This is a genomic window from Lentzea indica, from assembly GCF_012184385.1.
Lineage (GTDB): Bacteria > Actinomycetota > Actinomycetes > Mycobacteriales > Pseudonocardiaceae > Lentzea > Lentzea indica.
Genome location: NZ_VSRL01000041.1, coordinates 40,199 through 52,413, shown reverse-complemented (window position 1 = coordinate 52,413; position 12,215 = coordinate 40,199). Strand labels below are relative to the sequence as shown.

The following is a 12,215-nucleotide window of genomic DNA, read 5'->3' as shown; positions in this document are numbered from 1 at the left end:
CAAGGACTCCACAACTCCACCGAGCCAGAGTGCTCACCCACCAGCGGCCACAGGCCGAGCCTGCCAGAAACGGCCGGCTCAGCACTCATTAGCCGAGCCCGCCCTTCACACACAACGCCGGTGGGGTGGTCCCGTCACGAGTCGTGCTGACGCGTTTTGCCGCGCCCAGGGAGGAGAGTCAAGTCGACACGCTTTTCGTCGACTTGACTCTCCTCCCTGGGTGTGGCTGCCTCCGTGCGACTCGTGACGGGACCACCCCACACCCCAAACACCTACGCAACAGCAAGCCGCCAAAAGCAACAGGCGTGCCATCAACCCGCAGGCGGCGCTGGACAGGTCTTTGATCAGATTGGCGGGGTCTGGGGCGGAGCCCCAGGAAAACCCACCCCAACCGCCACACAACCACGCAACCCAACCACCTACGAACACGAAACCGGCAGCCGCCAACGACACAGGGGGACGACCATACGAAAAAACGGCGCCCGGACTAGGCTCACCCCCGTGAGCACCGCATACGGCATCGGCCTGGCCACAGTGACCCCAGACGGCACCGTCCTGGACACCTGGTACCCGTCCCCAACCCTGGGCGACGCAGAAGACGCAGGAGACCTGGGCACAACCCGCCTGTCGTCAGCGGAAATCGCAGAAACCCTGGGCGAATCGGCGGCCAAGCTCCTGGGCGAGGACCCGGAGCGAGACGTAGAGGTAGTAGGAGTCCGAGCAGCAATCAACCTCGAAGCCGCCCCACAAGACACCTACGACGTCTGGCTGAGGCTGCACCTCATCAGCCACCGCCTGATCAAGCCCCACGGCGCCAACCTGGACGGCCTCTTCGGCCTGCTCACCAACGTCGTCTGGACGAACCACGGCCCCTGCGCGGTGGACGGCTTCGAACAGACCCGTACGAGGCTCCGCACCAGGGGCCCGGTCACGGTCTACAGCGTCGACAAGTTCGCGAGGATGGTCGACTACGTGGTCCCGTCCGGCGTGAGGATCGGCGACGCCGACCGAGTCCGCCTGGGCGCCCACCTGGCGGCGGGCACCACGGTCATGCACGAGGGTTTCGTGAACTTCAACGCCGGCACCCTGGGCAGCAGCATGGTCGAGGGCCGCATCTCGGGCGGCGTCGTGGTCGGCGACGGCTCGGACGTGGGCGGCGGCGCCTCGATCATGGGCACCCTCTCAGGGGGCGGCAAGCAGGTCATCTCCCTGGGCGAACGCTGCCTGCTCGGCGCCAACGCGGGCCTGGGCATCTCGCTGGGCGACGACTGCGTGGTGGAGGCCGGCCTCTACATCACCGCGGGCACCAAGGTCACGCTCCCCGACGGCGAGGTCGTCAAGGCCATCACCCTCAGCGGCCAGTCGAACCTGCTGTTCATCCGGGACTCGGTGACCGGCACGGTGAAGGTCAAAGCCCGCAAGGGCACCGGCGTGGAACTGAACGCCGCACTGCACGCGAACGACTGAGAGAGAAATCGATGTCTGGGGCCCGGTCTGCTGAGGCAGGCTGGGCCCGTGCCATCTTGAGGCACTATCCGAGGAGGTGCACGTGCTGAAACAGCGGATCGAGTTGAACGCTCGCGCCGCGATCGAGCGTGCCCTGGAGGGAGCGCAGTCGGAGGACTCCTTCGTGGAGTTCAAGACGCAGTGGCCGATCGACCACGGCAAGGCCGCACGCCAGATCGCCGCGCTGTGCAACGCCGCGCGCGGGTCGGAGGCGATGTGGATCGTCGGCGTCGACGAGAAGGGCCGGTACGTCAAAGGCGCCCTGGCCGAGGAACTCTCCAGCTGGTGGCCGAAGGTCGAAAGCCACTTCGACGGCGTCGCGCCCGGCCTCACCACTGTGGCGTTCAACTGGTCGTCGGGCAGGACCGTGGTCGTCCTGAGCCTTCAAACCGACAGCGCCCCGTACGTGTTCGTCACGAAGAAAGAGCCCTACAGCAGGGAAATCCCGTGGCGCTCAGGCGAACGCACGAGAAGCGCCAGACGTGGAGAAGTGCTGGAACTGCTGGTGCCCAAGCTGGACATGCCCGGCTGGGAGTTCGTCAGCGCCCGCGCCACGCTCAGCCAGCACTCGCCGACGCTGAGGTTCGAGGGCGACCTCTACCTGGAGACGAACCAGCCGCTGTCGTTGCCACACCACAGGTGTCACTCGTACGCGACGTACGGGCTCGACAGCGAGACGGTCGACCTGGCGTTCAGCTTCCGCACGAACACGCGGGACGTGCGGGCGGTCGAGCGCGTCGTCCGGATCGCGGAACCGTCGGTGCTCCACGTCAGCGCGGACGCCGACGTGGAGCTGGACGCGTTTCAGGATCTCTGGGACCTGCACTGGCACCTGGTGCTGGGCCTGGGCCTCAGCGGCGAGGAGATCAGCACCAGTGTCCGGCTCACCACGGACTCGGTGCCGCCGAACCAGTTCACCCGCAGGGTCTGGTCGGCTCTCAAGCCCTGATGTGCCGGGCCGCAGCCGCGAACCGCTCGCCCGCTGGGCCTTGACCGCGCCTCAAGCCTTGAGGCGCTCGGCGGCCGCGGCGATCCGCTCGTCGGTGGCCGTGAGCGCGATCCGCACGTGCTGGGCGCCAGCTGGGCCGTAGAACGTGCCGGGAGCCGCGAGAATGCCGCGATCGGCCAGCCAGGAGATCGTCTCCCAGGCGTCCTCACCGCGTGACGACCACAGGTAGAGCCCCGCCTCGGAGTGCGACACGGTGAACCCGGCCGCCTCCAGCGCCGGCTTCAGCACCTCGCGACGGGCGAGATACCGCGAGCGCTGCTCGGCGACGTGCGCGTCGTCCTCCAGGGCGGCCCGCATGGCCTCCTGCACCGGACGCGGCACGATCATCCCTGCGTGTTTGCGAAGCTCCAGCAAACCCGAGATCAGCTCAGGGTCACCGGTGATGAACCCGGCCCGATAGCCCGCCAGCGACGACGACTTCGACAGCGAGTGCACGGCGAGCACACCGTCGAAGGAGTCCACAACGGACGGATGCAGCACCGACACCGGCGAGGCGTCCCACGGCAGAGCCAGGTAGCACTCGTCCGACGCCACCACGGCACCGACAGCGCGAGCGGCGGCAACGGCGTCACGCAGCTGCTCTGCCGACAACACGCGACCGGTCGGGTTCGACGGCGAGTTCAGCCACACCAGCCGAGTGCCCGCCGGCGGCTTCTCACCATCGGCGAGACGCACGACGATCGCGCCAGCTAGCAGCGCGCCCACCTCGTAGGTCGGGTACGCCACGGAGGGCACGGCCACGATGTCGCCGGGCCCGACGCCGAGCAGGGTGGGCAGCCACGCCACGAGCTCCTTGGAGCCGATCGTGGGCAGCACCGCGTCAGCCGAGAGTCCGACGATCCCGTAGCGCCGCTCGACGGCGGCGACGAAGGCCGCGCGCAGCTCTGGCGTGCCGTGGGTGGTCGGGTAACCGGGGATGTCGGCGACCGACGACAGTGCGGACTGGATCACCGCGGGAACCGGGTCGACGGGCGTGCCGACCGACAGGTCGACCACGCCACCCGGGTGCTTGCGCGCCTTGGCGGCGTGGTCAGCCAGGGAGTCCCACGGGAAGTCCGGCAGCGCCGGCCCCCTGCGCGAAAGAATCAATGCCCCTCAGCCTGCGGCTCGAGCTCCTTGATCATCGGCGGGTCGGCGCTCACCTTGCCGACCTTCGACGCGCCACCGGGCGAACCGAGCTCGTTGAAGAAGTCCACGTTGGCCTTGGTGTAGTCCTTCCACTCATCGGGGACGTCGTCCTCGTAGTAGATGGCTTCCACCGGGCACACGGGTTCGCACGCGCCACAGTCCACGCACTCGTCGGGGTGGATGTAGAGCATCCGGTCGCCTTCGTAGATGCAGTCGACGGGGCACTCTTCGATGCACGCCTTGTCGAGCACGTCCACGCACGGCTGGGCGATCACATAGGTCACTGCGCTCTCCAACTTCCTCTGGTCCACACCGCGCAAGCCGGAGAGTACGCGGCACGTTCGAGTATCACCCGGTCAGGCTTGCCTTAGCTGCACGGTGTGCCACGTCACAACACCTGCCCATAAATTCCCTGGCCAACGGAGTCAGGATGAACGTGTGCACACCGTGGATCACCTGGAGTCGCTCTGCGCGCGAGCATGGCCCGCCCTGGCAGAAGTCCCGCTCGGAAACTGGTTGATGCGCGCGGCCGCCGGCTTCACCGGCCGCGCCAACAGCACGCTGACCTGCGGTGATCCCGGCCTGCCGATCCCGGGTGCGCTGACCGTCATCGAAGGGTTCGCGCGAGAGCACGGCATCAAACCCACTGCTCATGTAGTCAACGGCTCAGTGCACGAACAGGCGATCGCGGCTTCAGGCTGGCGCGTCGATCTCGATCATCCGGGCGGCGCGGAGTCGCAGGTGATGACCGGCCCGCTGGAGAAGTTCGCCGACGGCGTGGCCGAGAATCGTGATCTTCCCGGATGGTGGGAACTGACGGCAGGATCCGAGGTCTCCTCCGCCCAGCGGCACGTGCTCGGCAGCGGTGGCAACGTGTGCTTCGCGAGCATCATCGAGAACGACACGGTGATCGCGGCTGTGAGGGGCGCCGTCGTCGAAGACCTGCTGCATGTCGCCCGCCTCGCCGTGCGGCCGTCACACCGCCGCCAGGGCCTCGCGAGGCGCCTCATGGGCGAGCTGGCGGGCTGGGGCCTGGAGCAGGGCGCCACGACGTGCGTGCTGCAGGTCGCCGAGCACAACGAGCCGGCGATCAGGTTGTACGAGGAGCTCGGCTGCACCGAGCACCACCGCTACCGCTACTGGATCCCCGCGGTCTCGTAGAGACCCGGCCGGTGCGCCGCGTTGCGGGCCATCACGGCCCCCACGGCGACCGCGCCCGGCAGCGCGCCACCCGCGATCAGCAGGAGCGTGCGCCAGTCGCCCAGCAGGAACTGACCGTTGCCGCCCGGCTCGAGGAAGCCGAGCGTGAAGATCGTGAAGAACCACACGATGAGCGGGGCCGCGGCGGCCGCGACCCGCCCTGACAGGGTGGCCGCCCACTGCACCAGCATCGGCGTGGTGATGACGGCCACCGCGATTGTGATCGGGAACGGGATGTCGCCCAGGCGCGGCAGCAGCGTGCCGTCCAGGCGGACGGGCAGGAAGAACGTTTCGAGCACGGCGAGCACTGCTGCCTCGACGCACAGAAGCAGCAGAAGCAGCACTCGCGAGCTAACGCTCACCCAATCCTCCGAACAAGTCTGTGGCCGCGCCCTCCGCCGAGCCCTTGGCGAGCACGTAGAACTCGCTGCCGACCAACGGCTGTGCAACGCCGTTCGACAACGCATAGCCGGCGTCCCACACGCTGACCTGTGTCGAGTGTGCACGCAACGCACGGCGCTTTGCCGCCAGGTGCTCGGACACGTCGATCACGGTCGTGATGTCCTCGTCCGGGGTCACCGGCAGCTCGCCGGGCTCCGGCAGCCGGAACGACTCGGGGACGTTCTCCAGCGCGGCCACACCGGCCTTCGTGGCGTCGCGGGACGTCACCGCGTAGAAGACCCGCTCGACCTCGGAGACCTGGGCGCACGCGGCCACCGTGATCTCGTGCGCGCGGATGTGGTCCGGGTGGCCGTAGCCGCCGAACGCGTCGTAGCTGACGACGACCTGAGGCTTGACCTCGCGCAGGATCTCGACGAGCTGGGCGGTCTGGTCGTCCAGCGAGCCCTGGATGAACGCGCGCGCGTGCGCGTTGGACGGCACGTCGACCATGCCGGAGTCGCGCCAGCGGCCGATGCCACCGAGGAATCTGTGGTCCGTCACGCCGAGCGCGGCGCAGGCTGATCTCAGCTCACCCACGCGGTACCCGCCCAGCTGGTCGGCGGCGTCGGCGGCCAGATGCGCCAGCGCGGGCGGGATGATCTCGCCTTCTTCGCCCAGCGTGCAGGTCACGACGGTGACGTGCGCGCCGGCCGATGCGTAGCGCGCGATGGTGCCGCCGGTCCAGAGACTCTCGTCGTCCGGGTGGGCGTGCACGAAGAGCAACCGAGGTGGGGCAGTCAGCGTCACCGGAAAAGAGTAAAGGCCGCCTTCACCTGATGATAAAGGCGGCCTTTGCTAAGGATCTCAATTGGTCTGTAAGGCTTCTAAACCACGGAGCGTTCCTCGGCGAAGTGGCACGCGGACAACGTTCCGTCCGGCGCACCCCGCCTTTCCAGCTTCGGTTCTTCGGTGGCGCAGATGTCCTGCGCCTTCCAGCACCGGGTGCGGAACCGGCAGCCCGACGGCGGATTGACGGGCGACGGCACGTCACCGGTGAGTACGATCCGCTGGCGTTGGCGCTCCTGCTTGGGATCGGGCATCGGCACCGCGGACAGCAACGCCTGCGTGTACGGGTGCATCGGCCTGTTGTAGATGGCCTCGCGCTCGCCCATCTCGATGATCTTGCCGAGGTACATCACCGCGACGCGGTCGGAGATGTGCCGCACCACCGAGAGGTCGTGCGCCACGAACAGGTACGCCAGCCCGAGCCGTTCCTGCAGTTCCTCCAACAGGTTCACGACACCGGCCTGTACCGAGACGTCCAAAGCGGACACCGGCTCGTCCAGCACCAGGAAGCGCGGGTTGAGCGCGAGCGCCCGCGCGATGCCGATGCGCTGCCGCTGACCGCCGGAGAACTCGTGCGGGTAGCGGTTGCGGTGCTCGGAGTTGAGACCCACGAGCTCCATCAGCTCGTTGACCCGCCTCTGCACGCCGCCCTCGACACCGTGGATCCGCAACGGTTCCGCGATGATGTCGTTGACCTGCCACTTGGGGTTCAGCGACGCGTACGGGTCCTGGAAGACGATCTGGATGTCCTTGCGCAACGGACGCAACTGCTTGTTGCTCATGGAAGTGAGCTCGCGGCCCTCGAACTTCACCGAGCCCGAGGTCGGCTTGTGCAGCTGCAGGATCGCGCGTCCGGTCGTGGACTTGCCACAGCCGGACTCGCCAACCAGGCCGAGCGTCTCACCGGGGTGCAGCGTGAACGACACCCCGGACACGGCCTGCACCGTGCCGATGTTGCGCGGGATGATTCCGTTGCCCCGCACGGGGAACTCCTTGACGAGGTCCGTGACCTCCAACAGCGGAGCGGTCACTTCGACTCCTCATCAGACACCAAAGATCCGTGCACGGTGGTCACTTCGAGCGACTCGTCGGGGTTGGCCGCGGCGAACACCGCCGGGTTCTCCACCGTGCCGATCTCGTCGTGCAGGAACAGCTTCTGCGGCCGATCGATGGTCGCGAGGTGCTCCCAGCGGTGGCACCGCGTCGTGTGGTTCGCCGCGCCGGCCTCTTCCAGCTCCGGCTCCCACTCGTGGCACACGTCGATGACGAGCGGGCAACGCGGCGAGAACGAGCACCCGGTCGGCAGGTTCACCAGGGACGGCGGCGCGCCCTTGATCGGGGTGAGCCGCTTGCCCAGGGTGGCCGGGTTCGGCACGGAGCCGAGAAGCCCGACCGTGTAAGGCATCCGAGGCCGTTCGAAGACGTCGTCGACAGGGCCGGACTCGACCACGGTGCCGCCGTACATCACCTGCACGCGGTTGACCATGCCCGCGACCACGCCGAGGTCGTGCGTGATCATGACGATCGCCGCGTCGGTCTCGGACTGCAGGCGCAGCATGGTGTCGAGGATCTGCGCCTGCACCGTCACGTCGAGCGCGGTGGTCGGCTCGTCGGCGATGATCACGCTGGGGTCGTTGATGATCGCCATCGCGATCACTACGCGCTGCCGCATGCCGCCGGAGAACTCGTGCGGGTACTGGGCAGCGCGCCTGTCCGGCTGCGGGATGCCGACCAGTTCCAGCGCCTCGACCGCCTTGGCCCACGCCGCCTTCTTGGAGACGTTGTGGTGCGCGCGGTAGGTCTCCGCGAGCTGCCACCCCACGGTGTAGACGGGGTTCAGCGACGTCATCGGGTCCTGGAAGATCATCGAGATGTGCTTGCTGCGGAACGGCTGCATCTGCTTGTAGGTGCGGCCGTTCAGCTCCTCACCGCGATAGCGGATCGAACCTTCGATGATCGCGTTCTTGGGCAGCAGGCCCATGATCGCCATGGAGGACACGGACTTGCCGGAGCCCGACTCGCCGACGATGCCCAGCACGTCACCGGGGTTGAGGTCGAACGAGACGTTGCGCACGGCACGGACGTCGCCGTCGTCGGTCGGGAACGTGACCGACAGGTCCTTGACCGAGAGCAGCGGTGCGGTGGTGTTGGAGGGCAGGAAGTCCTCCGACAGTTCGGAAACAGTCGTCATCAGGCACGCACCTTCGTCTGCCGCGGGTCGAACGCGTCGCGTAGGCCGTCACCGATGAAGTTGACGGCCAGGGAAAGCGACACGAGCACGATGAACGGACCCCAGAACAGCCACGGCCGGTTCATGAACTGCCCGTAGTTCTCCAGCACGATCACGCCGAGCGAGGTGTCCGGCGGCTGGACTCCCAGTCCCAGGAACGACAGCGCGGCCTCCGTCAGCACCGCGGCGGCGATCGCCAGCGTGGCGTTGACCGTGATGCTGCCGATCATGTTCGGCACGAGGTGCTTGAAGATGATGCGCGGAGTGCTGGCGCCACAGGCTCGTGCCGCTTCGACGAACTCCCGCTGTGCCAGGGAAAGCGTCTCGCCGCGGGTGATGCGGGCGATCTGCATCCAGGCGAACGCGGCAAGCACCAGCGCGACGACGTACCAGCTGCCGGAGAAGCCCTTCACGACGATCGCGGCGACCGCGATCTGAGGGATGATCAGCAGGAGGTCGACCAGGCGCATCAGCGCCGTGTCCACGAAGCCGCGCAGATATCCGGCCAGAGCACCGAAGGTCACGCCGACCGCGGTCGCCAGGGCGGCCACGATCAACGCGATCTGCAGCGAGTAGGCGGTGCCGCGCATGAGCAGCGCCAGCATGTCCTTGCCGACCTGCGTGGTGCCGAGCGGGTGGGTGCCGCTCATCGGCTGGTACGACTTGCTGGACACGTCCTCGAAGTCATAGGTCCAGATGAACGGGCCGACGAACGCGAACAGCACGAGGAAGACGAAAACGGTGAGGCTCACCATCGCGAGCCGGTGGCGCAGGAAGCGCCGCAGGACGAGCTGGCCCTGTGTGCGGGTCTTGGTGGCGTCGAACTCGTGGGAGTCGGACTGCGGAGCGCTGTTGACCACGCCGCCCTCGGACGCCAAGTTGATGTTAGCCAAGGCGAATCCTAGGGTCGAGGACGCCGTACACGACGTCGGCGATCAGGTTGAACAGCACGATCAACGTCGCGGTGACCGCGAGCCAGCCCATCAGCATCGGCGGGTCGAACTGGCGCACGGAGTTCACCAGCAACGTGCCCATGCCGGCCCAGCCGAACACGGTCTCGGTGATGATCGCGCCGGACAACACGGCACCGAAGTTCAGCGAGAACAGCGTGGCGACGGGGATGAGCGCGTTGCGGAACGCGTGGCGGAAGATCACCCGGCTCTGCGAGATGCCCTTCGCCCGCGCGGTGCGCACGAAGTCCGAGTGCAGGATCTCCAGCATGGACGCACGTTCGAACCTGCTGTACGCAGCGAAGCTGATCAGCATCAGCGCGAGCGTCGGCAGCAGGAACGTGCCGGTGTACTTGAAGATCACTTCACTGAAGCTGCCGCTGAAGCCACCCGGCCGCGGCCGCGGTGGTGAGCCACCGGTCCAGCCCCATCGACTCCAGAACGTTGTTGAACTGGATGCCGTAGTTCTTCACGATGACCGCGACGCAGAAGATCGGCATCGAGAACATGAGGAACGCGGTGCTGGTGGCGAGGTAGTCGAAGATCGAGTACTGGCGCACGGCGGCGAGCACGCCGACCGAGACACCCAGTGTGAGAGCGAGAAGTTCGGCGCCGATGACGAGGCGTCCGGTCGTCCACAGCGCGTCGGTGACGGCCGGGAAGACAGCGGTCTTGGCCTGGCCGAGGGCGATGCTCTGGCCCCAGTCACCGGACAGGAAGTCGGTGAGCCAGTTCCAGTAACGCACGATCACGGGCTTGTCCAAGCCCAGGGCGATCTCCGCGGCCTTGATGTCGGCTTCGGTGACGCCAGGCCGGAATCGCATTTCCGCCAAGGGGTTGCCGGCGGTGGCGACGAGGACGTAACAGGCGAAGCTGCCGATCAGGAGGATCGGTATCGAGATCAGCAGCCGTCGAATGATGTAGCGGATCACGGCGGGGCTCCTAGGGGGCAACCCGGCTCGGGCGGGGCCGGACTCGTGGTCCGGCCCCGCCCGGTCAGGCGTTGCGCACTTCAGCTATGGCGAATTACTTGGTCTGCCACTCGTTGGCGTTCCACAACGCGCCGTAGTAGCTCTGGAAGTACACGCGGTCGAGACCCTTGAAGGCCCACATGTTCGGCATCTGGAACAGCGGGAGCGAACCGTAGGCGTTCGCGATCTCCTCATCGGCCTTCTGGAAGTACTTGAGCGAGTCCGCGATCGTCGTCTGGGACACGCCCGACTTGAAGGCCTCGTCCGCCGCCGGGACGCTCAGGTTCTGCCAGTTCTGGCCACCGCCGGTCTCGTAGATCGACTTCTTGTCGCTCTTGAGAGGGCCACCGGACCACGCGAACAGCGCGACGTCGTAGTCACCCTGGCTCACGCGCTCGTCGAGGAAGTTCGGGTCGGTGTCGTCCTTGATCTCGATGCCGGCTTCCTTGCACTGACCCTGGACCAGCTCGACGGTCTGCTTGCGCCGCGGGATGTCGGTGTGGCTGATCCGGAAGGAGGCACGCACGCCGTCCTTCGCGAACACGCCGTCGGCACCCTGCGTCCAGCCCGCGTCACTGAGGATCTTCTTCGACGCGGCCGGGTCACCCTTGGCCTTGTCGCCGTAGACGTCCTTGTAGCCCTCGTCCTTCGGGAAGAAGATCAGGCTGCCGAGCGGCTTGGCGTCGGCCTGCACTTCGGTGATCAGCTTGTCGATGATGTCCTGGCGCTTGACGCACATGAAGAAGGCCTTGCGGACCTCCTCCTTGGACAGCACCGGGTGCTTCATCTGGATGTCGAAGTGCTCGAACGACAGGCCGGGGCCCGCGCCGAACGTGATGCCCTGGGCGTTGAGGCCCTTCAGCTTCGTGGCGGCGTTCGCGTCGGGCTGGGCCATGGAGTTGACGGCGACCTCACCGTTCTCCAGCGCCTGCGCCTGCGCGACGGGGTCCGAGACCGCCTTCAGCACGATCTTCTCGGGTCCGCCGGGCTTGCCGACCCACTTGGGGTTGCGCTCCAGCGTCACCGACTGGTTCGGCTCGAAGCCCGTCAGCACGTACGGACCGGCGCCCGGCATGAGCTCCTTGGTGAAGCCGTTCCACTTCTCGTTCCAGAAGTCAGCAGCCTTCTGGATGTCAGCGGCGGCGCTGTCCTTGTTCAGCTTGGTGACATCGGCGATGCCGGCGGTCTTCTCCAGGATGTGCGCGGGAAGAACGTCGTTGTTGAACAAGCCGATGTAGTCCGGGTAAGGCGCGGCGAACGTGCCGACGAACGTCTGGTCGTCCTTGCACTCACCGGTCATCAGGTCGTAGCCGGTGCTGCCGGCCGGCTTGAAGTACTTGCTCGCGTCAGCCTTCTTCGCCGAGTTGCTCTGGGTGAACCAAGCCATGTAGAAGTCGTCGCAGTCCCAGGCCTCGCCGTCGGACCAGCTGACGCCCTTCTTCAGCTTCCAAGTGACAACCTGCGGAGACTTCGAGGTGACCTCGACGCTCTCCATCACGTCCTTGTTCAGGCTGTACTTGTTGTTGCCGTTCAGGATGTGCGCACCAGGCTGCACGAGGACCAGCGCGAACGTGTTGTAGGACTGGTTCGCGTCCTCGGTCGCGTTGTTGTACGCGGTGAACGGCTTGTCCGTCGACACCACGATCTGGCCGCTCTGCTTCGTCTCCGGCGCGGTGTAGCCGTCCGCGGACTCACCGCGGGCGACCGCCATCTCCGCGATGGTGGCGTCGCCACCATCAGCATCGTTGGTCCCGCCGCCACCACCGCACGCACCCAGCACGAGAGACGCGCTGGCAACCAGCGCAATCGCCGGAAGTGCTTTGGTTCTCCTCATCGACACGTGCCCTCCTAGCACTGGGCGGCCGTGGCCAGGTCGGCATGCACGCCCATAAACCGAGATGTGCCAAATGCGCCCCGAACCGGCACATCGTGGGCAGCACGGTAAGAACCTGGTGAGGGAGCGGTCACTACCTGACAGGGCGATCGTGACCCAA

General features: G+C 66.9%; 13 protein-coding genes. 3 read left to right on the top strand and 10 right to left on the bottom strand.

Annotation, left to right across the window (positions count from 1 at the left end; genetic code table 11):
- The first annotated feature begins 501 nt into the window (after window positions 1-501).
- Window positions 502-1,467, top strand: coding sequence for a 2,3,4,5-tetrahydropyridine-2,6-dicarboxylate N-succinyltransferase (dapD, locus tag FXN61_RS14515; RefSeq protein WP_312877727.1), 966 nt, complete (start codon window positions 502-504; stop codon window positions 1,465-1,467).
- An 82-nt stretch (window positions 1,468-1,549) separates the two neighbouring features.
- Complete coding sequence (locus FXN61_RS14510) at window positions 1,550-2,455, top strand: hypothetical protein (RefSeq protein ID WP_167974144.1); 906 nt, start codon at window positions 1,550-1,552, stop codon at window positions 2,453-2,455.
- Between the two features lie 51 nt (window positions 2,456-2,506).
- On the opposite strand, the gene dapC is transcribed toward FXN61_RS14510, so the two are convergent.
- Window positions 2,507-3,604, bottom strand: a complete 1,098-nt coding sequence (dapC, locus tag FXN61_RS14505; protein ID WP_188135050.1) for a succinyldiaminopimelate transaminase — start codon at window positions 3,602-3,604, stop codon at window positions 2,507-2,509.
- Complete coding sequence (gene fdxA / locus FXN61_RS14500) at window positions 3,601-3,927, bottom strand: ferredoxin (RefSeq protein WP_167974142.1); 327 nt, start codon at window positions 3,925-3,927, stop codon at window positions 3,601-3,603. The genes dapC and fdxA overlap by 4 nt, the downstream gene beginning before the upstream one ends.
- A 154-nt stretch (window positions 3,928-4,081) precedes the next feature.
- Here fdxA and FXN61_RS14495 point away from each other — a divergent pair, with 154 nt between their 5' ends.
- On the top strand, window positions 4,082-4,804 hold the full coding sequence (locus tag FXN61_RS14495; RefSeq protein WP_167974140.1) for a GNAT family N-acetyltransferase: 723 nt from the start codon (window positions 4,082-4,084) through the stop codon (window positions 4,802-4,804).
- Here FXN61_RS14495 and FXN61_RS14490 read toward each other — a convergent pair.
- The 8 genes from FXN61_RS14490 to FXN61_RS14460 all read right to left on the bottom strand — a co-directional run bounded on the left by FXN61_RS14490 (window position 4,780) and on the right by FXN61_RS14460 (window position 12,055).
- Window positions 4,780-5,205 carry a hypothetical protein gene (locus FXN61_RS14490; RefSeq protein WP_167974138.1) on the bottom strand — a complete coding sequence of 142 codons (426 nt, stop codon included), beginning with the start codon at window positions 5,203-5,205 and terminating at the stop codon, window positions 4,780-4,782. The genes FXN61_RS14495 and FXN61_RS14490 overlap by 25 nt on opposite strands.
- Window positions 5,195-6,031 carry an N-acetyl-1-D-myo-inositol-2-amino-2-deoxy-alpha-D-glucopyranoside deacetylase gene (gene mshB, locus FXN61_RS14485; protein WP_167974136.1) on the bottom strand — a complete coding sequence of 279 codons (837 nt, stop codon included), beginning with the start codon at window positions 6,029-6,031 and terminating at the stop codon, window positions 5,195-5,197. The genes FXN61_RS14490 and mshB overlap by 11 nt, the downstream gene beginning before the upstream one ends.
- Window positions 6,032-6,108: 77 nt before the next feature.
- Entirely contained in the window at window positions 6,109-7,101 is a 993-nt protein-coding gene (locus FXN61_RS14480; protein ID WP_167974134.1) for an ABC transporter ATP-binding protein, read from the bottom strand.
- Window positions 7,098-8,261 (bottom strand): ABC transporter ATP-binding protein, encoded by a 1,164-nt coding sequence (locus tag FXN61_RS14475; protein WP_167974132.1) that lies wholly within the window; start codon window positions 8,259-8,261, stop codon window positions 7,098-7,100. Before FXN61_RS14475 ends, FXN61_RS14480 begins: the two co-directional genes overlap by 4 nt.
- Entirely contained in the window at window positions 8,261-9,184 is a 924-nt protein-coding gene (locus FXN61_RS14470; protein WP_376770646.1) for an ABC transporter permease, read from the bottom strand. The genes FXN61_RS14475 and FXN61_RS14470 overlap by 1 nt, the downstream gene beginning before the upstream one ends.
- A 1-nt stretch (window position 9,185) precedes the next feature.
- Entirely contained in the window at window positions 9,186-9,614 is a 429-nt protein-coding gene (locus FXN61_RS56315) for an ABC transporter permease (RefSeq protein ID WP_376770645.1), read from the bottom strand.
- Window position 9,615: 1 nt separating this feature from the next.
- On the bottom strand, window positions 9,616-10,182 hold the full coding sequence (locus FXN61_RS56310; protein WP_376770644.1) for an ABC transporter permease family protein: 567 nt from the start codon (window positions 10,180-10,182) through the stop codon (window positions 9,616-9,618).
- Between the two features lie 94 nt (window positions 10,183-10,276).
- Window positions 10,277-12,055 carry an ABC transporter family substrate-binding protein gene (locus FXN61_RS14460; RefSeq protein ID WP_167974130.1) on the bottom strand — a complete coding sequence of 593 codons (1,779 nt, stop codon included), beginning with the start codon at window positions 12,053-12,055 and terminating at the stop codon, window positions 10,277-10,279.
- Window positions 12,056-12,215: the final 160 nt, after the last annotated feature.

Excerpts from the sequence above, each read along its gene's own strand:
- FXN61_RS14475 (WP_167974132.1), bottom strand. The coding sequence starts at position 8,261 with ATGACGACTGTTTCCGAACTGTCGGAGGACTTCCTGCCCTCCAACACC.
- FXN61_RS14460 (WP_167974130.1), bottom strand. The coding sequence starts at position 12,055 with ATGAGGAGAACCAAAGCACTTCCGGCGATTGCGCTGGTTGCCAGCGCG.